Source organism: Rhizobium sp. B230/85, from assembly GCF_019355735.1.
Lineage (GTDB): Bacteria > Pseudomonadota > Alphaproteobacteria > Rhizobiales > Rhizobiaceae > Rhizobium > Rhizobium rhododendri.
Genome location: NZ_CP072158.1, coordinates 14,322 through 35,686, shown reverse-complemented (window position 1 = coordinate 35,686; position 21,365 = coordinate 14,322). Strand labels below are relative to the sequence as shown.

Here is a 21,365-nt window from a genome sequence, read left to right as displayed (position 1 = left end):
GAGGTGGCAGGGGCGCGCCTACATCGATTACCAGCTGAAGCCGGCAGCATTTTCCTTGGTCACAGGCTTCACGTCGATCGGAACTTCCTTCGGCACAACGCGGGCTCCCCACTTCTGGGCGAGCGCCATGGCAAGACCGACACGCACCTGGTCACGCGGGAATTGCGCCGTCGTTTCGATGAAGGCCGTGCCGTCGGCAATCGCCTTGACCGCTTCGGGAGCGCCGTCGACGGAGGTCAGCTTGATGTCCTTGTTGGATCCCTGGATGGCCGAGAGCGCGCCCATCGCACCACCGTCGTTGACCGAAAAGATGCCCTTTAGGTTAGGATGCGACTGGATCATGTTCTCGACGACGCCGAGCGCAACCGAGCGATCCTGGCGACCGTTCTGCGTATCGACCAGCTTGATACCGCTGAATTCGGCAAGCGCCTGCTTGCAGCCCTCGACGCGCTGTAGGATCGGCACGACGGCAATGCCGTCGAGAATGGCGACTTCGCCGGTGCCATTCAGGGACTTGGCTAGGAACTGGCAGGACTGGTAGCCGGCGTCCTTGTTTTTCGAGCCGACGAAGGTGTCGACCGGGCCGTTGGCATTGGCATCGACGGCGACGACGATGACGTTCGCATCCTTTGCCATCTTGACGGCGGATTCGACACCGGCGGAATCCGTGGGGTTGATCAGCAGGATGTCGATCTTCTGCTGCAACATGTCCTCGATATCGGAAATCTGCTTGGCGACGTCATGGTTGGCATCGGTGACGACAACGTCGGCGCCAATGCTTTTCGCGGCTTCCTTGAGAGCCTCCTGCATTGACACGAAGTAGGGGTTGTTCAACTCCTGAAACGTCATGCCGATCTTGAGCTTGGCGTCCTGCGCCATGGCTGGCGCGGTGGCCATTGCCAAGGTCGCAATCGATAGCGCGATCAAAGTCTTCTTCATCTCGGTCTTCCTCCCTTAGATGACGACAGGCAAAGCCTGTCCCTTTCCGGAAGGCACCATGCCTTCCGAATGCAAACCCCTTCCGGGGTATCGGGTTTTCGCTGTTACTCCGCCGCCATCAGCTCTCCGTTGGCAGCAAACGTCGTGCGGAATTGCGATGGCGACATTCCCTTCTGCTTGAGGAAATGCCGGTTGAAATTGGATATGTTCGAGAAGCCGATCTCGAAGCAGACCTCGGCGACCTTCACCTCCGGCTGCGTCAGCAGCATCAGGCAGGCGAGATCCACGCGCAGCTGGTTTTTGTAGCGCACCAGCGTCGTGCCGGTGTGGCGTTTGAAAGCGCGCGAAAAAGAACTGGGGCTCTGTCCGACGAGATCGGCCAGTTCGCGCTCGTCGATGTCGTCCGTCAAGTGGTCCCGCAGATGGGCGATGGCGCGGTTTATGCCACAGTCGTTGATGCTTGGGAGGTCGAGTTCATAGCTCAGGCTGGCAAGCACTTCCGGTTCGGGGGCACGGGCGAGGATGTCGAGGATCTCCCAGAACAGCGCCAGCCGCTTCATACCCTGCGCTTCGATCAGTTGCTCCATCAACGGCTGTACTTCCACGCCGGCAGCCGGATCGAACAGCAGTCCGCGACTGCTGCGTTTCAGGAGCGGTCCGAGCGCCTCCATCTCTGGCAAACTGGCAATGCAATCCTGAATTAGTTTTTCGGGAAACTGGATAACCAGATTGCGCGTTGGGACGATCTCGCCCGCTGCGATCTCGGAAATCCAGTTCTGGGGAAGATTGGGGCCGGTCATGATCAACTGGCCAGGCTCGAACCGCCCGATGTGGTCGCCGATGTAAAATTGCCCGGACGTCGCAACGACCAGATGGATCTCGTATTCGGGGTGATAATGCCAGCGCACCGTGCGAAACGGGTATCCGTGCTTCCACGCGGCAAAGGACTCGCCCTTGCGGATGTGAACCAGTTCGAGATCCGGCTGCATGTTTACTCCTCCCACTCACGCCTTCCAGTTTCCTGGCAAAATCTGCAAACCTCCAATTTCGCAGATCCAACGCTTGCCACAACGATATCCCTCATTTGCCGGGGCCTCTACCTCAGCGCAGATCTATTAAAGATACTTTTTTGACGCCTTGATGTGGTTGAGTGCCCAATCTGCATTGATCATCTACCAATCACGACACCAGAGCTTCACCATCTGCGATGACCATATCTCCTAGCCGGCGCTCTTCATCACGGAACGGTGAGGACCCTCTTGCGTTGTGGATGTGCAAGCAAACAACGGAGGATATCCCATGAGCATTTTCGACCGCATCAAGAACGCCATTTTCGGCCAGGCGCAGGCTGCAGGCACAACACAGGCATCGACTGCCAGCACGACCGCGGCGGCAACCCCGGTTTCAAATCCCGCCCCCAGCGCCGCCACACCGGCACCATCCGCGCCATCGGCATCCATCCCCGCACAGTCCGTTGACGTCGCCCCGATCCTCGATGCCGCTGTTCAGAAGTCCGGCCAGAAGCTTGACTGGAAACACTCCATCGTCGACCTTATGAAGGCACTCGGCATGGACGCCAGCCTTGAAGAACGCAAGGAGCTCGCAGCTGAACTCCATTACCAGGGAGACGTCCATGACAGCGCCAAGATGAATACTTTCTTGCACAAGGCTTTGCTGCAGAAACTGTCTGAGAATGGCGGCAAGGTCCCAGCCGAACTGCTCGACTAATCCAGAAGCGTGCAACAAAAACAGACGCCCTTCGGATTCGGGGGGCGTTTTTTTGTGCTGGTAGCTTGTAAGGAGAATGCGCGGCGGGCCGTGGCGTTAGCTCGGAGGCTCTAAATGCCGACGGATGACCGGAGACTGACGGTTGCGAGGACCCGGCCGGTGCCGTCCGCCACTTCCAGAATTCTGTCGCCAATGCATTTGCCGGCCAGAATGCGCTCGACGACAAGGGCACGCGCTGAAAGTGCAGCCTCCAGTTCTGCTGCATGCAGATCCGGTAGCTCGGAGCCATCCGGATCCTCGATCACTATGTCGCCTTCCCGGATATGAAAGTAAAATCTCGCCATACAGGACAAAACTGTATCGGACGAATTGGTTCCGGATAGCTATCTCATGCTTCCGATAAGCCGCTCGAATTCCGCTTCGGCAACTCCATACGCATCGCCCGCGAAAGCCTGCAGCCCATCCCGGTCTCTGATTGTGACCAAGCCGCGCGTGTTCGAAATGAAATGCTCGCCTTCAAGCACGTGCAGCGAGTCCGTTACGCTCTGGCGTCTGACGTTCATCATGGAAGACAGGAAGTCGTGCGTCAGGGGCAAGGCAGCTCCCTCTGACCTGTCATGGACCATCAGCAGCCAGCGCGAAAGCCGCTTCTCGACAGAGTGAGTGGCATTGGAAAGCGACGTATAGGCTGTCTGGACGAACAACGTCTGGGCATAGCGGCTGAGAGTTCGTCGGAGAGAGCGGCTCTCTGCCAACAGGTCAAACAGGATTTCGTTTTTGATGCTGTGCCCGTGGCCTTCCACTTGCATGAACACCTTGAACGGCGCTTGGGTGTCTTCGAACAGGCTGTTCGGCGGTGACATGCCCTCGCGACCGAAAATGGCAACTTCGACTTCGCTGCCAGCCGGCGAAATACCTATGATCGACCCGATGCCCGTTTCCGGAAAATAGCTGTAATCGGCCGGGACATGCGGCTCGGCCATCACCAGAAGTCGCGGCAGCGTGACCGGTATCAGGTGCGGAACCAGCAATTCCCTATCTCGACTGTCCAGATGATTTATCAGGCGGTTGAGCATGTTTGCCGTGCTTGGTGATGTCATAAACGCAAGCTAACGGCGCTCTCTCCGCAACGCAAGGCAATATGCGCTTGTCCCGTAGGTACGCACTGCTGCAGCGCTGTCGTTGTTGTGCAAGACCTCAGCTCTGTTCTCACCACGTGGAAGCAAGGTGGGGAGACGCAAGGAAGCTGCCCGGAAGGGCGGCATTGGGCGGCGGTCTGCAGACGCTTTCCTGGAGATACCACAGAGCGTTCATAAAGCCGTGACGGGAGAATGGCTTCGGGATGACACCATGGGCTCCCGCGAAATCGTCCGGTATCTTGTTGGGATTCGCCGTCACAAAAATGATGATCGTGTGGGACCAGCGCTTCTGGATATGCGCGCACACATCCAGCCCTGTCGTGTTGCGGGCGAGTTGCATGTCGACGAAGGCAATGTCTGGGGCCTTAGGGGGCTCCAGTTCCTCCACCTCGTAGAGCGATGCCGCCTCGCCTATGACGGTATGCCCAGCATCCTCGACCATCATTCCCACATCCATGGCAAGGAGGGCTTCATCTTCGACGATCAGGACACTCAAGGGCGGCTTGGGGCGTTCCATCGATTAATTCCCGTTCTGCAGAGACAGCGTCACGCGGGTGCCGGCCGATAGCGTCGACCAGTCGACCGTCGCGTCCGTCTGTCTGGCAAGTCTGTTAATAAGGGTACGACCCAAACCTGTCGGCGGCTCACTCGGCATGCCTATACCGTCGTCTTCGACAGTAATCGTCGCCCTGCTTCCCTCGGAGCGGCCGGTAACCGCAATCGTCCCTGCCCGGCCATCGCGAAGGCCGTGCTTGATGGCGTTGGTGAGAATCTCGTTCAGAACCAGGCCGAGGGAGGATGCCTTGCCGGCCGGCACGAGAATGGGGTCAACATCGCATTTCAGCACAATGTCCCCTCTCCCGCTCGACCCGATGACATCCTCCGCCAGTTTCGTGGCGAATTCGCCGATGTCGAACTTTGTCACGTCGCCGGACTGGTAGAGGGTCCGGTGCACCGTCGCCAGCGCATCGATCCGCTCCATCATCGCTTCCAGCTTCGACGTAATGACCGGGTCGCCGATCGTCCGCGCCTGAAGCCTCAGCAATGAGCCAATCATCGTCAGGTTGTTCTTGACGCGGTGATCTACCTCGTGAAGCAACACCGTCTTTGCCTCGAGAGCCGCTTCGAGTTCAGCAGTCCGTCGCTCGACTTCCTTTTCAACCAAAGCCGCCTGTTCGAGGACCGTCCGGCTGAAAGCCACGTGCTTGGTCACATCAAGCTGCGAGGCAAAGAAAAACTGAATTTCGCCGAGGTCGTTACGCACGGGGCTGAGATACAGAGCGTTCCAGAATGTCGATCCATCTTTTCGATAATTAAGCAATTCGACGGAGACGCTTTCTCCGCTGGCGATTGCAGAACGAATTTTTGAAACCGCAGAACGGTCTGTCTCCGGACCCTGGAGGAAACGGCAGTTCCGACCTAGCACCTCGTGCTGCGCGTAGCCGGTCAGTGCCTGGAACGCCTCGTTGCAAAAGACGATCGGGTTGTCGGGCTGAGACGGGTCGGTGATGACCATCGGCATCCTCGTCGCGCGCACTGCTGCGGCGAAGGGGTCTCCCCTGCCATGCGCGTAGTTGAGTCTGTCGGTCAGGTGCCAGTCGTCGCGCTGCTCCACAGTAACTCCACACATCAATTTAATTTCACGAGCCGATAAACGTCTCCAAGCTTCAGTTGGTTCCTGGCAAATAAGGCGCGTGAAGGTAGTGGATAGAAAGAAGGGAATCGACGAACCCGACAGCTGGTGCCATCGATCTCAAAGCGGGCTTAGGTTTTAGCGGTCTCGCACACTGCTATATCTTTGTAAAAGCGATATTTTCTTCTGTATACGAACCTAGCAAGTAAATTACTTCCGTAACAGTTGGTTAACCATAAATGGGGAAGGGCCCCTGTGGTTGTACGCTGAACTTTTCCGAGCTCACAATACCTTTGAGCTCGAACTCCGCCCTACCGTCGATATGTTTCAATCCGGGACTAAGCAACAGGCGTCCCATATCGACGGTGCAAATTGCCATCTTGCAACCGCATTTCGACGCCCTACCTCTACAAATGGTCTATTGCAAGCGCGCTGATGCAACGTCATGGCGCTTCAATATTGGTCACAACGCCGCTTCTAAACGGCACATGGAAAACAAGACTAGAAGGAACTACGAAATGGCTTCCGGCACTGTGAAATGGTTTAACAGCACCAAGGGTTTTGGCTTCATCGAGCCTGACAACGGCGGCGCAGACGTCTTCGTGCATATTAGCGCTGTCGAGCGCTCGGGCCTCGGAACATTGAAGGATGGCCAGAAGGTCAGCTTCGAAATCGTCCAGGACAAGCGGTCCGGGAAATCTTCTGCCGAACAGCTTCAGGCTCTCTAAGAATTGCGGACCTGACGGCCACGCAAAAAAGAAGGCCGGAAACCCGGCCTTCAGCTTACTCGAAATATTTGAAAATCAGCGCCGCTTTTACGTGGTTTTCTGGAACTTCGGCTTACCGCCAGCTGGCCTCGCGCCATCGCGTGCAAAATCAGGCTTCTTGCTCCAAGGCTTCTTTTCACCCGGTGCTGCCGGTGCACCTTCAGACCTGCGCTCGAACTTCGCTGCAGGCTTGGCGTCCGTCCGCGGACGGTTGTTCTTTTCCGCAAAACTGCGCTTCGGGCCATCGTGGCTCTGGCGTCCGGTTTCAGGCGCACTGTCGAGAGCCTTGACGCGGATACCCTTCTCCAGTGTCTTGTTCGGTCCGATCGCAGCAAGGAAACGCTCTGCCGCCTCGCCCGAAAACTCCACGAACGTTTCGTCAGGCTGCATCCTGATCGCGCCGATATCGCGCTTCGTCAGGTCGCCGTAACGGCAGATCATCGGAATCAACCAGCGTGGTTCTGCACTCTGCTTGCGCCCAACCGATAGCGAAACCCATTTGCCATCGGTGAAGTCGGCGCGCGTCTCGGCAGGATGGTCGTCACGGGGCGCAGAAAACTCATCGCGGCGTGGCTTCTTGCGGTCGTCAGGGACCGCAACATCGAGCAGATCTTCAGGCGCGGAGTGTGCAGAGCGATATTGGCGCAGGAACGCAGCAGCCACCTGCTCGGCGCTGTGCTGCTCCAGCAGCTTCTTGACGAAATCAATCTCGTCTTCGCGAACGGCTTCGGTGAACAAGGGATCGGCGAGCAAACGTTCATCGTCACGGCGCGTAACATCGTCGGCCGACGGTGGCTTTGCCCATGTCGCATTAATACGCGCAGCCTCGAGCAGACGCTCTGCCTTGCGACGACCGCTGGTGGGCACGATCATGGCGCTAACGCCCTGGCGACCGGCACGGCCTGTGCGACCGCTGCGGTGCAGCAGCGTTTCCGGATTGGTCGGCAGATCCGCATGGATGACGAGGTCGAGACCGGGCAAATCGATACCACGAGCGGCGACGTCGGTGGCGATACAAACGCGGGCGCGCCCGTCACGCATAGCCTGCAGCGCGTGAGTGCGCTCGCTCTGGCTGAGTTCGCCGGAAAGGGCAACGACCGAGAAACCACGGTTGTTGAAACGGGCTGTCAAATGGTTGACGGCTGCGCGCGTCGAGCAAAATACGATGGCATTCGGCGCCTCGTAGAAGCGCAGGACATTGATGATCGCATTTTCGCGGTCGCTTCCGGCGACGGTCAGGGCGCGATACTCGATATCGACATGTTGCTTCGTCTCAGCGGCGGTGCTGATACGCACTGCATCACGCTGGTAGCTTTTGGCAAGCGCCGCGATCGAGCGCGGCACGGTGGCCGAAAACATCAGCGTGCGTCGCTCGGCTGGCGAATTCTCGAGGATAAACTCAAGATCTTCGCGGAAGCCGAGATCGAGCATTTCATCGGCCTCGTCGAGGACAACAGCCTGCAGCTCGGAAATGTCCAGCGAGTTACGGCGAATATGGTCGCAAAGGCGGCCAGGTGTACCGATGACGATATGAACGCCACGATCGAGCGTACGTCGCTCTGTTCGCATATCCATGCCGCCGACGCAGGAAGCAATCGTGGCACCGGTCAGTTCGAACAGCCATTCGAGTTCGCGCTGCACCTGCAGAGCCAATTCGCGGGTCGGAGCGATCGCCAGCGCCAGCGGACGACCAGCCTGGCCGAAGCGTTCACCCTTGCCAAGCAACGTCGTGGCAAGAGCGAGGCCAAATGCCACGGTCTTGCCCGAGCCTGTCTGCGCGGAAACGAGAACGTCCGAATTGCCGAGCTTGGGATCAAGCATCGCCTTTTGCACGGGGGTGAGCGCTTCGTAACCGCGTTTGGTCAACGCCTGCGCAATCGGAGGAACGATGCCTTCGAATTCAGTCATATCTGGTCTTTCGGAATTCGGTGTTCGCGCCGGCAGAAAAAAACCCGGAAGGCGCAGATCGCCGCGGCCAGCACGTCGCAGGCCTCTTCATGAGCCCGGCATATACGTGGTCTCCGTTCAAAAGTACAGAGCAGTCCGCCATATACCGGCATGCTATCCACGTGAAGCTTAACGGTGCAGGCGGGGCGAAGGCAATCATGCTGACCTCCTGTCTTCTGCGCCATGGCTACGAGCCAGCGCCAAGAGCATTGGCCCAATGGCAAATTCCCCTCGTTCCGCCCTTCTGGTCAAGTCGCGCAGATAGCCGCCGGCCGAGTTGATTTGACCGGATCTTTCCAGCAGGCAGGCCATGACAGTTGCCGCATTCTCCGGTCCCATGACCTGGCAGGCCTCCTCATAGGCGCTGGCACTGACGCCGAGCATCGATCGGACCACAACGCCGGCCGTCAGCATGTCGCGCCAACTCGAGATCGTTCCTCCCGGGCCATACATCGCAATCTCGGGGCAAGCCCGAAGCACCAGGCCGAGCGGAAAGGACTTCAAACCGCCCAGATCCGTAAATTGCCTGCCGCCGCTCTCCACCGGTTGGCTGCTATTATCCCGCTGGTCTTGTGTAACAGGCACAAGGCTTAGCTTTTGCTCTGCCCCCTCAGCGTCGGCCTGCTTTATTTCTAAAGCTGGTTCAAGTTCAGTGTTAGATTCGGATTTTGAATTTTGTATGTGCTGCTCGTTTCGGGACTCATTGCCGCTTTGTTTTTGTGTTTTCAGGCATGTTTCCAGTAGGTTGACGACCTCATCACGCAACATGCTCATCTCTTCCAGAATCGGTTCGATGTCTGCTGCCGTCGGCAGGCGAGGAATCCGCGTCACCAAGCGTCGAAAGTGCTCGTGTATGCTTGCCCAATCGCCAGGTGCGCCCTCCTCCATGGCCGTCTCGATCAGTTTGCCGACATCGCGTCGGCACAATGTGAGCTTTTCTCGCGTGACACGGAGAAATTGACGTTCGGCGACCACTTCAGCCGCCAGCACATTGATTTCTTCAGCCCGGGAGATCAGCGGAGCAATACTGAAACCAAAAGCCTGCGCAACTTCACCATCGCCGCCCCTGCGGACGTAGCGCTTGCCGTTCGGGCTATCCCGGCGGATAAGCAGGCCTGTCTCTACGAGAGCGGCAAGGTGTCTGCGCAATGTCGCAGGCGCTATACCGTGGGCACGCAAGGCCAATTGCTCATTGGAAGGGAAGACCACCAGTCCGTTGGCTGCCGAAAGCAAGTTACCGGGGTAGAAACTCAATAATGCGTTCAAAACAGCCAGCGCGCGATCGCTGACCCCGAGCATCTGCCGCGCTTCGCACAGCGCTCGAAATAACTTCCATTTGTCGACCGAGGCGTCAGCGTCGATCTCACTCGCGTCGTACTGGCTTGCCAGCATGCCAAGCGTCATCGAACGCCCACCAAAGGGCGTCGATATATGTCCGGTCTGCATCGTCCTTCACCTTTTTCAAGGCAAAAGAAATCCGCTCACCCAATTTGGTGCCAAAGACTCTTGACTAAGATTCGTGGAAATGTGATTCTCTAAGCGCCAACTACGAGAAGGGCTTCCACGACGGCAACGTTTGGGGGCCTTTTTCTTTTGCGTTTAGTCTCCTGCTTCCAACTTGGTCTCTTCCTGAAAGGCCTGGTAAAGCCGATCAAGATTTTTGGTGATATAAGCGCCAAAGGCCGGACCGTTCTCCGCCTTCAAGGCAATCGTATACTTCTTGCCACCAGCCTTGATTTCCGCTTTTGCAGCACCGCTTTGCTCGCGCCACTCCGAAACAGGTTTCACGACGGTCGCAGACCTCGCCTCTCCCCGTCCTGCAAGAAATGCGCTCAACAAATCAAAGCGGTCGTCTGCTACGGCACCAAGAAATTCCGGACGCGTGATAAATTCACCCGCTCGCATGACATTCTCGGGCGTGTCGAAACGCGTCGCCAGGTCATGCCAACGGTCGCGGCCAACAGCCAAGGCCGGTCCAATTGCATCAACAACCGCGGTGGGGATGCGGTTGATGACCGACAACATCTTCGAAACCGTAGTCTTGTCGGCGCTGAGCGCGGCCATGATCGTTTCGCGGTCAAAGGCTCGCTTCTCCAGCCGACCTGCAAACATGGCGCGTTCGATAAAGGACAAATCTGCCCGGGCGCTGTTTTCTTGGCCCTGCGCGATGACATGATCGCGATCGTCCAGCTTCTTGACGACAGCCCGGACAGGGCGGCCCAGTGTCTTTGCGGCGCGAGCACGGCGATGGCCAAAGGCTATCTGGTATTTGCCGTCTCGGGATGGGTGAGGACGCACGAGAATCGGTGAATCCTGGCCGCGTAGACGTATTGCTTCGACCAGTTCGTCGAATTTGGCATCCAACTGCACGAGGCGGTCGGACACGAAGGAGTCCTCGATCATATCCGGATCAAGCTCGATGACCACCTCGCCGGCCGTGAGCTTTGCCTCGATCGCCTTGGCCGCATCGGCTTTGGCTGCAAGCGCGTCGATACTGCGTGTCACTGCGCCAAGTGCCCCAACGCCCTTGTAGCCGCTCGTCTGGCGCTCAGGCACGGAGGTCTGTTGACTGGAGTTTACCGCAGTAAACTTTGCCTCGGGTTCGGAAATCAATCCGGAAAGGACGTTCTTCCTGGCCATAATCAGCGACCCCATGCTTTGTGGACCAGCGCGGCGATCTCAGCATTCACAGCCTCCATCGATTCCAACGCACGGTCGTATGTGGTGCGCGTGAACTGGCTGCGATCTACTTCGTAGAGGGTCTGGTTGGTAAGCGCAGCATCGGAGATCGCAACGCTTCGCAGCATGGGGTTGGTGAGGACGTGCTGCTTGAACATCGATCTCATGAACGCCACCATCTGCGTTTGCGGTCCATCGGTCGGATCGTAGCGCGTCACGAGATAGCGCATCCAGTCGAGGTTCATATCGGCGCCCGCACCCTTCAAGGTGTTCAGGATTTCCCCGAGCATCTGCAGGAATTGGCACATGGACATCACATCGAGCATCTGCGGATGTACCGTGATGAGCACCGCCGTGGCGGCGCAAATCGCGCTCATTGTCAGAAATCCAAGCTGGGGAGGGCAGTCGATAACGATGACGTCGTAATCGTCGGATACAGATGACAAGGCCTCGTCCAGCCGTGCGAAAAAGATGCGCCCGTAGTCGTTGCCCTGCCCCTGCGCCAGGATACGCGGTGTATCGTGCTCGAACTCCATAAGTTCGAGGTTGCCCGGCACGATGTCGAGACCCGGAAAATTGGTTTTCCGCACGACTTCCCTAAGCGGTCTCCGACGCTCGTCATAACGGATCGCAGCATAAAGCGTCTCGTTCTCATCGAGATCAAATTCGGGCTGGAAGCCGTGGATCGCCGAAAGGCTGGCCTGCGGATCGAGATCGGCGGCCAGAACGCGATGCCCGGTCAAAGCCAGATGCTGGGCGAGGTGGGCCGCCGTGGTTGTCTTGCCCGACCCGCCTTTGAAATTCACGACCGCAATGACCTGCAGATGGTCCTTGGCGCGGCGATGCGGTACGTAGTGCTGGCCGGCGCGACCATTCTGCTCCAGATACTGACGCATCTCCAGCAATTGCTCCGCCGTGTAGGAGCGACGGCCTGATGGTGTAACCTGCGGCAGCGGCCCCTTTGATTCGAGCGACAGGTTACGCAGATGGCCACTGGTGACGCCAAGAAAATGCGCGGCTTCGCTGAGATGAAACTGCCTGAGCGTCTTCTGCGCGGTCGGCGGAAACATCTCGAGCCGGTGCTGCTTCAGCTTGTCGGACAGCTCTCGGGCTTGGCCGATGATAAGCTGGTCGACCTCCGAAATAGGCTTTCCGAGCGTTGCTGCCATATTCATCTAATTTTCTCGCAAATGCGTTTTGTAAGCTACTTGGCTTCTCAAAGCGCATTTGAGACCGATTCTCACTGGCGGGCAAGGGCTTATCGTTAACGATGGCTCTGGACACATATGACCGGTGGAGAAGTTTACCGCAGTAAACATGTCGTCCCGCTTATCAAGCGATGGTTCCTGAACGCGCCAAGTGCGAATTCTTAGGATTTCCTGCTCTCTTTTAATGATCACCGTCTCTAAATCTTTATCATGTGAGCCCAGCTAACCGATATAGCGAGCAGACCTGCGCCCGCGTTTGAAATACCGGCCCCTAAAGAAAACAACAATCCAGACGCGAGTGTCCGCCAACGGACGATCCTGAAAAGCGATGAAACCTTCCGCGGACCTTCGCATTGAACGAAGGTCGCCTTATCAATGGCGAGTGCATCCGCGCGCTTGACCGCAATGGGGCTGGCACGTTGCGACCGACCCACGGAGGATTCAATGGAAGAGCAGAAAAAACGCAGACTTCAGCTTTCAAAAGAGCAGAAAAGAGTGCTTGCGGACGCTGCAACTGAGGCAGCATTCGCAGACAATGAACAGCGTCGGAAAGCGCGCGAAGAAAAAACGGCCCGGCTGCGCGCCCTGCGCTTGGCGAACGAGGCCAAAGTCAGCGAAAGAGCCTGACCCATAAGAGGCTGTCTCGACAGCACTGTGAAAAATTCAAGCTAGCCTGTGGACTGCAGCGATCAGATATCGCGAAAAGCCTCAACGTGGCACAGAGTACAGGCTAGCGCTTTCACCCCAACAAAGTCCGAGCCACTTGGCCCGGACCTCCAGCTTCAAACCGACATCAATCAACCCTGACGAAATAATTTAGATTTCCCATGCGGAGCAGCGCGCAGGTACGAGGGCGGAACCTCGATGGTCGCACCGAGCTCCGCCGCAGCATGCCATCCCCAGCGTGGATCGTAGAGCATCGCGCGTGCGAGTGCCACGAAGTCAGCCTTACCGCTCGAGACGATCTCCTCCGCCTGTTTGGCCTCGGTGATCAGACCAACCGCGATAGTCGTAACGCCTGTTGCTTGCTTGATCTCGTCGGCGAAGGGCACCTGGTAGCCCGGTCCTGCAGTGATCTGCTGCAACGGCGAGACGCCGGCCGAGGACACATCGATCCAATCAACCCCGCGCTTTTGCAGTTCATTGACGAACGCAATGCTCTGAGCGACATCCCATCCACCCTCGACCCAATCCGTTGCGGAAATCCGCACGCCAACGGCCTTGTCCGACGGGAACGCCGCGCGGACAGCGTCGAACACTTCGAGCGGAAAGCGCATGCGGTTTTCGAGAGACCCGCCGTACTCGTCCGTCCGCTGGTTGGAGAGGGGCGACAGAAATTGATGCAGGAGATAGCCGTGGGCGGCATGTAGCTCGACACCATCCAGCCGAAGTCTTGCTGCCCGTGCAGCAGTCGCTGCGAAAGCATCGCGAACTCGCGCCAATCCGGCAGCATCGAGAGCGGTCGGCGCGCGCTCGCCATCCTTGTGAGGAAGAGGGGAGGGGGCAAAGTTCTCCCAGCCACCTTCAGCAAGCGGTATGAGTTCGCCACCTTCCCAAGGCAAATGGCTGGACGCCTTGCGGCCGGCATGACCCAATTGCATGACGATAGCCGTCTTTGAGACGAGACGAATAGCATCGATCACCGGTTTCAGAGCGGCTTCCGTTTCGTCGTTCCACAGGCCGAGGTCGCCGGGCGTGATACGGCCGGCTGCTTCCACGGCTGTCGCTTCCAGAAACAGCATGCTTGCGCCCGAAAGCGCCAACCCGCCGAGGTGTACTTCGTGCCAGGCGGTGGCCTTGCCGTTGTCGGCGACATACTGGCACATCGGCGAAACGACGATCCGGTTGGGCAGGGTCAGATTGCGGAGTTCAAAAGGTGAGAAAAGGGTGCTCATGGACGGTTTCCAATCACGTGTCGGGAGGAGGGGGTAGGGGAGGCGTAGAGGACAGCAAGCAACATGGCGCACAATGACAGGCCGGCAATGATAGCCGATCCCACATCGACGGCGAAATTCAAGCCGTAGAGTGTGGCAATCTTCCCGAGCAGGAGTGCTGCCAGCCCCTGCGCGAGATAGGCAACCAGGAACAGAGCCGACAAGGTGCCGCCGCGATGATGGGGCGGCGCATTGGCATTCAACAGCCCGAGCCCGCCGGAAAACAGAAGGCTGTAGGAAATGCCGCCGAACACAAGCGCCGTTGCAAACAGACTAAGCGAATGTTGGCTGGCGGAGAAGGCAAGGAGGCCAACTGCAGTCAGCGAAGAGAGACCTCCGATAAGGATTGTGGCAGATGACCTGAGGCCTCTGGCGGGAATAGCAACCACGCCACCGACGAAGGCGAACAGGGCAATGGTCGCGCCGTTGACCATGGCATTCGGCGAACCGATGACGTCATGAGCGATCTGTGCCCCGAGTGACAGGATGATGGTGCCCATTGCATAGGACGCGGTGACCGCGATCGTCGATGTCGCGAAGATCTTGCGCAGGCCGCGCGGGATGACGATGGCCTTGAACCGCCAGGGGCCGGAGGCCTCCGTGCTGAGATGGCGGGGAAGAAACCAGGTCGCCGCAAATATGCCGGCAAGAACCACGAGAAGCACGATGAAATTCAGCCGCGTCGGAAACGGTGCATACTGGATAAGTGCGCCGCCCACCAGCGCTGCGCATATCAGGCCGGTGACCTGGGCGAGCGTAGTAATGGCGCTGGCTTTTTGACCTTGACCCGGTGCACTGAATTCCACGAGTGCGGCAGCCGACGGCCCGGCAGAAAGTCCGACCCCGACGCCCATAAAAGCGCGTCCGACCAGCACCCACCAGACATCCGGCGCCACCGCGAACAGCAACACGCCGATCAGCGAAGCGGCCAACCCGAACAACATCGTCTTGCGACGACCGACATAATCGGAAATATCGCCGAAACCCACAAGGACCAGGACCACCACGATGGGATAGATCGCGAAGATTGCCGTTGTGGCAAACGGCGTCAGGCCCCACTCCCTGGCATAGAGCGGGTAGGTCATGGCCGGTGCAGCACTGGTCCACAGCGTGTGGGCAACGACTGCAGCGGCCGTCCAGAAGCTCGCCCGGCGACTGAAAGTGAAGCGATTGAGCATGTCTAATCCCTGTCGATACTGCGAAACCCAAGACAGGGCATCAGAAGAGCATGGTGGAGCCGCCATATGACGGCTTATCGATTGTCGAATCGAATACGTAAGGTGCGGCGATAGGCCGGATATAAGGCTGTGTCGCGCTCAAAAGTATCTCGCGGAAAATATGGTAGGCTAGCTTTCGTTTGCAAGTGCATTGGCCGCAGGTGATGGCGCGGCATCGATAATCCTTTCAGCCGCTGCAACGCCTGTCTCGAAGGCGCCATGGGCCGTGGAATAACGCGCCACGGAACAAGCTTCGCCGGCAAACAACAAGCGTCCGTCGACGGGTTCGGCGAGCACGCCGCGCGCAGAAACAGCGCCCGGCCTGGCATAGGCATAAGCGCCACCGATATGCGGTGATGTTGCCCAGCCGGACATCGTCACAAATTCCAGATCGCCGCGAATTGCGCTTCCGAAGACGCCTCCCAGTTCATCGCGCGCAAACGCCAGCGCGGCAGCATCGCCCGCCCTTTCGAGATCATGGGCAAGCGGACCGGCGAAGTAGGCTTCGATGATCGGTTGACCGAAGGCACGGATATGATAGCTGCCAGTTGCACTCGTCTTGGCTGAGCCATAGGCCTGCGTATCCACCGGCAAATCGAGATCGGAAGGCACGCGCAGAAAAAGCTTGTTCGCGAGACCAAGGGGCAGGGAGGTCGCCGCCTCGATCTTGTGCGGCAAGGCTGGCGTAAAACGTATGGTCTCCCGCGCCAGCATACTGGTGGACAGCGTGACGATCACCCAGCGCGCCGTCAACGCCCCCCGATTGGTCTCGACGACGACAGACGTGCGAGAGCAGTGGTCTATGCCGGTCACGACTGTATGAAGTGAAATGGGCAATGTACCGGCGTAAGTGCTTATCAGCGCCCCGTAGCCCTCACGCACCCGCCAGTCGGGACCCTCGCCAGGCGCATAGTTGGCATAGTCCAGAAGGGAGGATTGATCCAGCGCTGCGCCGTTCAGATAGGTCCCGATCGCCTCGATCCGAGGGTTCCAGGGGTTATCCGGCTCGAGCAAGTCCGAAAGTGGTTTGTCGGACTCTCCCCGATAATTCTCGGCGCGCTCGAAGAAGTCGCCGATTGCCGCATCTGCCGCTTCGTCGTTCTGCAGCCGGCGGCCGCCGTCGCTCCATGGCGCCGGTGTTTGGTCAACGGCCAGCCCCAGGTCACCTGCAACAGAAGTCCATGCATTGGTTTGTGCGCCGTGGAGCCAGCCGCAACCGAGATCGACAGGTTGTCTTGCCAGGAGTTTCGGTCGAACCGTGAGCGCCCGACCACCGATATGCGCGCCGGCCTCAAGAATTTGCAGCGATAAGTCCGGACGGACGGTTTGCAAGTGGCGTCCGGCGGCAATGCCGGCGGCGCCGGCGCCGATGATGATCACGTCCACCTCGCGGCGGACGACTGCCTGCGACAGCATTTGTGTCTCCGATTAAAAGGACATCATTAAACACGGGATGCCCCAGATCGACAGTGGGATTTACGCGGCGCGCATTCACCATTTCGGCACCAGATCGGTCTCACTGCCAGAACTTTTGCCGGGGCGCAGTGTCAGCCGCCTTGCCGACAATCGAGGAAGACTTTTTTACCGATAAAAAACGTCGGCCCGTCGCAATTTTCGTGCTTAAAAGGCGGCATCCGTTTAAAGGAAACAACTACGGGCGATAGCCATTGTCTATCGTAAGACAATATTTGAAAATGCAGCGTCGAAATCAGAGTGAATGCTATGCCGATGAGAGAGTTGCACGAGCGGATGGGCGTTAATCTTGTGCTCCTGGCCCGCCTTTACCGTAGGGCCCTGGATGGTGCTCTGAAGCCTTACGAGCTATCGGAGGCCACCGTTCTGCCAATGCGCTACATTGCCCGCCTCGGCGACAACATCCGTCAGGGCACTCTTGCCGATGTCCTCAATCTGGAGGGACCGACGTTGGTACGGGTTCTCGACCAGCTTACGGAGTTGGGCTATATCGATCGTATCGAAGACCCGCAGGATCGACGCGCCAAAACGTTGCGTCTGACAGCCGCCGGACAGGCGCTGAATACCGAGTTGAGCAACGTATTGGCAAAGCTCCGTGCCGAGCTTTTCGAGGGCGCAAGCGAAGACGATGTGAATGCAACCCTCCGCGTGATGTCGCAACTCGATGCCAATCTTCAGCGCCGGCGCCGGCTCGAGCCGACAGCGGATTAAGCATGGCGGCGGACAGTCGACGGATCCGGCAGAAAGTCCAGCGTCGAATTAAACACGAAACGGCCTCATTGGTTGTATACACCTATCCGAGATGGCCGCATGGGATATACGGGGATCGTCCGGCGAGATAACATCGGTCTCGTTTCATAGGCAGATAGTTCCACACTGTCAGCTAGCTCTTCCTTCCATTGCGCAGAAAGTCCAATGCCGGTGCATAACGCCACGACTAAGCCCGCTCTTGCGGACGTTTCATCCGCTCCTGCTGATATTACCAACGAAAAAGCCTGGCTCAAGATCCTGTCGAAATATCGCCAGCCACGCGGTACTCGTAGCGCGTTCGAACTGGCAGTGACCGTCATCCCCTTTATCGTTTTCTGGGTACTGTCCTGGATCGCAGTTCACTACAGCTTCTGGCCCGGCCTAATCCTGATTGTTCCGGCAGCGGCGTTTCTGCTGCGTCTGTTCATGATCCAGCACGATTGCGGCCATGGCTCGTTTTTTGCGCGCCGTCGCGTTGACGACTGGACGGGCCGTATCATTGGCGTGCTGACGCTGACACCTTATGACTATTGGCGTCGCGCTCATGCCGAACACCACGCCTCTGCCGGCAATCTGGACGAACGCGGTGTCGGCGACATCGCCACGCTGACGATCGCGGAATACAACGCTCTGTCGTTTCGCGGGCGCATGACATACCGCCTCTATCGCAACCCGGTGGTCATGTTCGGCATCGGCCCGATCTGGCTGTTTCTCTTCAAGCAGCGGCTGCCATTCGGCATGATGCGCTCCGGGCTCCAGCCATGGGTATCGACGATGGCGACCAACGCCGCTGTCGCGGTGGTTGCCGGCTTGCTCATGTGGGCCGTGGGCGTCGTGCCGTTCCTGATGGTGCACCTGCCTATCGTCGTGCTCGCTGGCGCCGCAGGCATCTGGCTATTCTACGTCCAGCACCAGTTCGAAGAAACCCATTGGTCCGAACCGCCGGAGTGGCAGTTCCCCCACGCAGCCCTGCACGGTGCATCGAATTACGATCTGCCGGCGCCGCTGATGTGGATCACCGCCAATATCGGTATCCATCACGTCCATCACCTTGCCAGCCGAGTGCCTTATTACCGGTTGCCGGAAGTGCTGCGCGACCATCCGCAACTGCGCAATGTCGGGCGTATTACGATCATGGAAAGCATCCGCTGCGTAAAGCTCGTCCTGTGGGACGAAAAGAACCGCCGCCTGGTATCGTTCCGCGACGCCGCCGCCCTGCTGGCATAAGCCAAAAACCGGCCGGCGGACCTTCCGCCGGCACATCCCGACCATCAAAGAACGTTGTCGCAGTCAGCGAAAGCGCATCAAGACCATTGCGGCCGCACAAACGACGAGAAACGCCAGGCACCAGAACAGTCCGCGTTTCAACTGACGCAGCCGACGCGTCCGGCCGCCATACCAATCATACACCAACGCCTTACTCCACCCGCACCCCTATGACGGGGCACGATAGCCCTTTCCACGCTCGCGGCAAGCACCAGCTTTTGCCCACGACGCGCAGCCAAGCGGTCCGGATCGCTGGTCGAACTTACCCAATGGTCGGAAAGACCGCAGCACAACGCAAATAGCCGGCCTCTCGAGGGCCGGCTAGCATTTGAATTTGCTGTGGAAAACCTAGCGCTGACGGGCCTTGCGGGCTGCATAGCGGCGGTCGCGTTCGGCCTTGCGGGCTGCCTCGTCGGCGGCCATCTGCTCGACGCTCTTTACAGCTTCGGCTTCCTGGGCTTCGGCATGAGCCTTCGCTTCGGCACTGGCGGCAGCGGTCTTAGCTGCTGCTTCGGCCAACTGCCGCGCATATTCCTCGCGCTTTTCCTGCTCGCGTTCGGCACGGCGCGCTTCACGCGCTTCCGCTGCTGCCGCACGTTCCGCGCGCTTGGCGACCACATCCGGGTCGGTCGGCTTCGGAGCGGTGGCGAATTTCGTCAAAAGCTGCTTCTTGGCTTCGGTGGCAGCCTTGCGGCGCTCGGCAAAGCCATTATCGTTTACGTGTCTCAAGCGGTCGTCGTCCTTATTGGTGGTTTTGCCTCATGGCTTCTCAGCGCTTTGTGGCTTTCTTCGGCTTGCCTACCTGTGGCACAGCATTGGCTTCTTTTTCAAGTCGCAATTCCCGAAGACGGGCTGTCTTGGCGTCGCGATCGGCGGCGACTTCGTCGATTTCGGATATTGTCCTGGTCCGAGCCAGGTATTCCGTTTGCGTTTTGCTGAAAGCGATTTCAGCCTGTTCGCGGGATTTCGAATTCTCCGTCACGTTTCAATCCTCCTCAAAGCGTGTCGTCGGTATTGAAGCGAAAAAGGCCAGACTATAGGTCTGACCTTCCCTTGGACTAAAGCCCCTGCATCATGCCAGTACATCCGTGGTCATGGCGAGGCTAAAGACCGTTAAGCAGCCTGGAGCTGGCCGGCAGACATTTTGCCAGACTTGTTGTCACGCTCAAGCTCGAAAGAAAGCTTCTGGCCTTCGACAATTTCGCGCATCCCTGCACGCTCGACAGCCGAGATGTGTACGAACACGTCTGCGCCGCCGTTGTCAGGCTGAATGAAGCCGAAGCCCTTGGTGGAGTTGAACCATTTTACTGTGCCGGTGGTCATGACGAACCCTTTCCATTGCAACATCGTTTTTCGCAGAGCGATACTCGGCGAATAAATTTTCGATTTTTGAAAGGGGAATTTCGTAAAGAAAGCGTCAAGCGCCAGCAAACACAAATATCGCAAACAACTACCGATGATTTTTACTAGCCGAACGGCTCCTCTTTGTCAACTCTTCGCCCCCGTAGAGCTCTGGCCACACCACCTTCGCAAGCTCCGGCTAGATTTTCGACGCATTAATATATCGTCCGCTAATATGAACGGGAATGACGCACGAATCGGATCATCGCTTCCATGACCGGCGAAAAAATATAGCATGGCCGCTTTTCCAGAATCGATGCAGCCTCCGGCGCAAGCAGGCTGTGAAGGGCATTTGAACGATGACTGTCTTTTCCGTCAAACATATCACGGTCTACCGCTACAAGAAGCCGGTCGCTTTCGGGGAGCACCGGCTTATGTTCCGGCCGCGCGACAGCTTCGACCAGCGGCTCCTCGAATCGACACTGCTGGTCGAGCCCAAACCCAGCAGCGTTCGATGGATTCTCGACGTCTTCGGAAACTGCGTCGCCCTGGTAAACATTTCCGAGCCGGCCAGCGAGTTGCGTTTCGAGACACGGATTCGTCTCGACCATACGCCCCAGGTGGCCTTGAACCTACAGATCGACGAGACCGCTCTGCAATATCCGTTCGCCTATGACCCCGACGAAGTCGCAGACCTTAGGCCGACCATCGAGCGTCACTATCCTGATCCGCAGGACATAGTCGGCAAATGGGCACGCCAGTTCGTCCGCATCGGGCAGCCGACGGCGACCGGCCAGCTCCTCATGACGATGTGCTTTGCCATCCATGAAAGCTTCGCCTACGCCCGCCGCTCGGCGCGCGGCACGCAGCTGCCGATCGAGACGCTGAAGCTGCGCAAGGGAACCTGTCGCGATTTCGCACTGCTGATGATCGAGGCGGCCCGCTCCCTCGGCCTCGCTGCCCGCTTTGTCACCGGCTACGTCTTCGTCCCCAGCCGCAACGATTCGTCGATACGCGGCGGCGGTTCCACCCACGCATGGTGCCAGGTCTATCTGCCCGGCGCCGGTTGGGTCGAATTCGACCCGACCAACGGGATCGTCGGAAATCGCGATCTGATCCGTGTCGGCGTTGCTCGCGATCCGCGCCAGGCGATCCCGCTCACCGGCAGCTATGACGGAGAAGCTGAGGATTATGACGACATGACGGTACAGGTGAACGTGACAACCGAGCGCAGTGCGGGTACGCTTCCTGAAAGGGCCGAAAGAGCCATGGAACAGTCTCTCTCCTGCAACGTTCAACGGTAGCTCATGCCAATTTGCATGGGTTTCCCATAAACAAAGGCTA

At 58.3% G+C, this 21,365-nt stretch carries 22 protein-coding genes; 6 read left to right on the top strand and 16 right to left on the bottom strand.

Annotation, left to right across the window (positions count from 1 at the left end):
- Positions 1-27 precede the first annotated feature (27 nt).
- Entirely contained in the window at positions 28-939 is a 912-nt protein-coding gene (locus tag J5289_RS25265) for an ABC transporter substrate-binding protein (RefSeq protein ID WP_209185638.1), read from the bottom strand.
- A 104-nt stretch (positions 940-1,043) separates the two neighbouring features.
- Positions 1,044-1,928, bottom strand: a complete 885-nt coding sequence (locus J5289_RS25260) for an AraC family transcriptional regulator (protein WP_209185639.1) — start codon at positions 1,926-1,928, stop codon at positions 1,044-1,046.
- A gap of 310 nt (positions 1,929-2,238) precedes the next feature.
- Here J5289_RS25260 and J5289_RS25255 point away from each other — a divergent pair, with 310 nt between their 5' ends.
- Positions 2,239-2,667: a DUF3597 domain-containing protein gene (locus J5289_RS25255; protein ID WP_209207536.1), complete on the top strand. Its 429-nt coding sequence runs from the start codon at positions 2,239-2,241 to the stop codon at positions 2,665-2,667.
- Between the two features lie 110 nt (positions 2,668-2,777).
- On the opposite strand, the gene J5289_RS25250 is transcribed toward J5289_RS25255, so the two are convergent.
- The 4 genes from J5289_RS25250 to J5289_RS25235 form a co-directional block, all read right to left on the bottom strand.
- On the bottom strand, positions 2,778-2,972 hold the full coding sequence (locus tag J5289_RS25250; protein ID WP_142824954.1) for a hypothetical protein: 195 nt from the start codon (positions 2,970-2,972) through the stop codon (positions 2,778-2,780).
- A 78-nt stretch (positions 2,973-3,050) separates the two neighbouring features.
- A complete protein-coding gene (locus tag J5289_RS25245) occupies positions 3,051-3,698 on the bottom strand; it encodes a Crp/Fnr family transcriptional regulator (protein WP_257625538.1) in 648 nt (215 codons plus the stop codon).
- A gap of 178 nt (positions 3,699-3,876) precedes the next feature.
- Positions 3,877-4,323 carry a response regulator gene (locus tag J5289_RS25240; protein ID WP_142824953.1) on the bottom strand — a complete coding sequence of 149 codons (447 nt, stop codon included), beginning with the start codon at positions 4,321-4,323 and terminating at the stop codon, positions 3,877-3,879.
- Positions 4,324-4,326: 3 nt separating this feature from the next.
- The gene (locus tag J5289_RS25235; protein ID WP_257623514.1) at positions 4,327-5,421 is read right to left on the bottom strand and encodes a histidine kinase dimerization/phosphoacceptor domain -containing protein; all 1,095 of its coding nucleotides are present in this window, start codon (positions 5,419-5,421) and stop codon (positions 4,327-4,329) included.
- 536 nt (positions 5,422-5,957) lie between these two features.
- On the opposite strand from J5289_RS25235, the gene J5289_RS25230 reads away from it, so the two are divergent.
- A complete protein-coding gene (locus tag J5289_RS25230; protein ID WP_111221169.1) occupies positions 5,958-6,167 on the top strand; it encodes a cold-shock protein in 210 nt (69 codons plus the stop codon).
- 87 nt (positions 6,168-6,254) lie between these two features.
- Here the strand turns inward: J5289_RS25230 and J5289_RS25225 are convergent, their stop codons facing one another.
- From J5289_RS25225 to repA, 4 genes are all read right to left on the bottom strand, one after another.
- Positions 6,255-8,114, bottom strand: coding sequence for a DEAD/DEAH box helicase (locus J5289_RS25225; protein ID WP_209185642.1), 1,860 nt, complete (start codon positions 8,112-8,114; stop codon positions 6,255-6,257).
- Positions 8,115-8,309: 195 nt separating this feature from the next.
- Complete coding sequence (gene repC, locus J5289_RS25220; RefSeq protein ID WP_209185643.1) at positions 8,310-9,599, bottom strand: plasmid replication protein RepC; 1,290 nt, start codon at positions 9,597-9,599, stop codon at positions 8,310-8,312.
- Between the two features lie 153 nt (positions 9,600-9,752).
- The gene (gene repB / locus J5289_RS25215; protein ID WP_142824949.1) at positions 9,753-10,793 is read right to left on the bottom strand and encodes a plasmid partitioning protein RepB; all 1,041 of its coding nucleotides are present in this window, start codon (positions 10,791-10,793) and stop codon (positions 9,753-9,755) included.
- 2 nt (positions 10,794-10,795) lie between these two features.
- Positions 10,796-12,007: a plasmid partitioning protein RepA gene (repA, locus tag J5289_RS25210; protein WP_209185645.1), complete on the bottom strand. Its 1,212-nt coding sequence runs from the start codon at positions 12,005-12,007 to the stop codon at positions 10,796-10,798.
- Positions 12,008-12,484: 477 nt separating this feature from the next.
- Between repA and J5289_RS25205 the strand changes: the two genes are divergently transcribed.
- Positions 12,485-12,667, top strand: coding sequence for a hypothetical protein (locus J5289_RS25205; RefSeq protein WP_209185646.1), 183 nt, complete (start codon positions 12,485-12,487; stop codon positions 12,665-12,667).
- 170 nt (positions 12,668-12,837) lie between these two features.
- On the opposite strand, the gene J5289_RS25200 is transcribed toward J5289_RS25205, so the two are convergent.
- The 3 genes from J5289_RS25200 to J5289_RS25190 all read right to left on the bottom strand — a co-directional run bounded on the left by J5289_RS25200 (position 12,838) and on the right by J5289_RS25190 (position 16,607).
- Positions 12,838-13,935: an NADH:flavin oxidoreductase/NADH oxidase gene (locus tag J5289_RS25200; RefSeq protein ID WP_209185647.1), complete on the bottom strand. Its 1,098-nt coding sequence runs from the start codon at positions 13,933-13,935 to the stop codon at positions 12,838-12,840.
- A complete protein-coding gene (locus J5289_RS25195) occupies positions 13,932-15,152 on the bottom strand; it encodes an MFS transporter (protein ID WP_209185648.1) in 1,221 nt (406 codons plus the stop codon). Before J5289_RS25195 ends, J5289_RS25200 begins: the two co-directional genes overlap by 4 nt.
- Before the next feature lie 168 nt (positions 15,153-15,320).
- The gene (locus J5289_RS25190) at positions 15,321-16,607 is read right to left on the bottom strand and encodes an NAD(P)/FAD-dependent oxidoreductase (protein ID WP_209188058.1); all 1,287 of its coding nucleotides are present in this window, start codon (positions 16,605-16,607) and stop codon (positions 15,321-15,323) included.
- 312 nt (positions 16,608-16,919) lie between these two features.
- Here J5289_RS25190 and J5289_RS25185 point away from each other — a divergent pair, with 312 nt between their 5' ends.
- Together J5289_RS25185 and J5289_RS25180 are read left to right on the top strand one after the other, a co-directional pair.
- Positions 16,920-17,375 (top strand): MarR family transcriptional regulator, encoded by a 456-nt coding sequence (locus J5289_RS25185; RefSeq protein WP_161990948.1) that lies wholly within the window; start codon positions 16,920-16,922, stop codon positions 17,373-17,375.
- Between the two features lie 204 nt (positions 17,376-17,579).
- Positions 17,580-18,641, top strand: a complete 1,062-nt coding sequence (locus J5289_RS25180) for a fatty acid desaturase (protein ID WP_209185651.1) — start codon at positions 17,580-17,582, stop codon at positions 18,639-18,641.
- 387 nt (positions 18,642-19,028) lie between these two features.
- Here J5289_RS25180 and J5289_RS25175 read toward each other — a convergent pair whose 3' ends face one another.
- From J5289_RS25175 to J5289_RS25165, 3 genes are all read right to left on the bottom strand, one after another.
- Complete coding sequence (locus J5289_RS25175) at positions 19,029-19,409, bottom strand: DUF6481 family protein (RefSeq protein WP_111221160.1); 381 nt, start codon at positions 19,407-19,409, stop codon at positions 19,029-19,031.
- 40 nt (positions 19,410-19,449) lie between these two features.
- Complete coding sequence (locus J5289_RS25170) at positions 19,450-19,662, bottom strand: hypothetical protein (RefSeq protein WP_111221159.1); 213 nt, start codon at positions 19,660-19,662, stop codon at positions 19,450-19,452.
- A 131-nt stretch (positions 19,663-19,793) separates the two neighbouring features.
- Positions 19,794-20,027 (bottom strand): cold-shock protein, encoded by a 234-nt coding sequence (locus J5289_RS25165; protein ID WP_279309160.1) that lies wholly within the window; start codon positions 20,025-20,027, stop codon positions 19,794-19,796.
- Positions 20,028-20,380: 353 nt separating this feature from the next.
- Here J5289_RS25165 and J5289_RS25160 point away from each other — a divergent pair, with 353 nt between their 5' ends.
- A complete protein-coding gene (locus tag J5289_RS25160) occupies positions 20,381-21,325 on the top strand; it encodes a transglutaminase family protein (RefSeq protein ID WP_209185652.1) in 945 nt (314 codons plus the stop codon).
- Positions 21,326-21,365 lie beyond the last annotated feature (40 nt).

Coding starts and splice junctions, on each gene's coding strand:
- J5289_RS25165 (WP_279309160.1), bottom strand. CDS start 20,027: ATGTTGCAATGGAAAGGGTTCGTCATGACCACCGGCACAGTAAAATGG.
- J5289_RS25160 (WP_209185652.1), top strand. CDS start 20,381: ATGACTGTCTTTTCCGTCAAACATATCACGGTCTACCGCTACAAGAAG.
- J5289_RS25225 (WP_209185642.1), bottom strand. CDS start 8,114: ATGACTGAATTCGAAGGCATCGTTCCTCCGATTGCGCAGGCGTTGACC.
- J5289_RS25205 (WP_209185646.1), top strand. CDS start 12,485: ATGGAAGAGCAGAAAAAACGCAGACTTCAGCTTTCAAAAGAGCAGAAA.
- J5289_RS25255 (WP_209207536.1), top strand. CDS start 2,239: ATGAGCATTTTCGACCGCATCAAGAACGCCATTTTCGGCCAGGCGCAG.
- J5289_RS25195 (WP_209185648.1), bottom strand. CDS start 15,152: ATGCTCAATCGCTTCACTTTCAGTCGCCGGGCGAGCTTCTGGACGGCC.
- J5289_RS25200 (WP_209185647.1), bottom strand. CDS start 13,935: ATGAGCACCCTTTTCTCACCTTTTGAACTCCGCAATCTGACCCTGCCC.
- J5289_RS25265 (WP_209185638.1), bottom strand. CDS start 939: ATGAAGAAGACTTTGATCGCGCTATCGATTGCGACCTTGGCAATGGCC.
- J5289_RS25190 (WP_209188058.1), bottom strand. CDS start 16,607: ATGCTGTCGCAGGCAGTCGTCCGCCGCGAGGTGGACGTGATCATCATC.
- repC (WP_209185643.1), bottom strand. CDS start 9,599: ATGCAGACCGGACATATATCGACGCCCTTTGGTGGGCGTTCGATGACG.
- J5289_RS25180 (WP_209185651.1), top strand. CDS start 17,580: ATGCCGGTGCATAACGCCACGACTAAGCCCGCTCTTGCGGACGTTTCA.
- repB (WP_142824949.1), bottom strand. CDS start 10,793: ATGGCCAGGAAGAACGTCCTTTCCGGATTGATTTCCGAACCCGAGGCA.
- J5289_RS25260 (WP_209185639.1), bottom strand. CDS start 1,928: ATGCAGCCGGATCTCGAACTGGTTCACATCCGCAAGGGCGAGTCCTTT.
- J5289_RS25230 (WP_111221169.1), top strand. CDS start 5,958: ATGGCTTCCGGCACTGTGAAATGGTTTAACAGCACCAAGGGTTTTGGC.
- J5289_RS25185 (WP_161990948.1), top strand. CDS start 16,920: ATGAGAGAGTTGCACGAGCGGATGGGCGTTAATCTTGTGCTCCTGGCC.
- repA (WP_209185645.1), bottom strand. CDS start 12,007: ATGAATATGGCAGCAACGCTCGGAAAGCCTATTTCGGAGGTCGACCAG.
- J5289_RS25240 (WP_142824953.1), bottom strand. CDS start 4,323: ATGGAACGCCCCAAGCCGCCCTTGAGTGTCCTGATCGTCGAAGATGAA.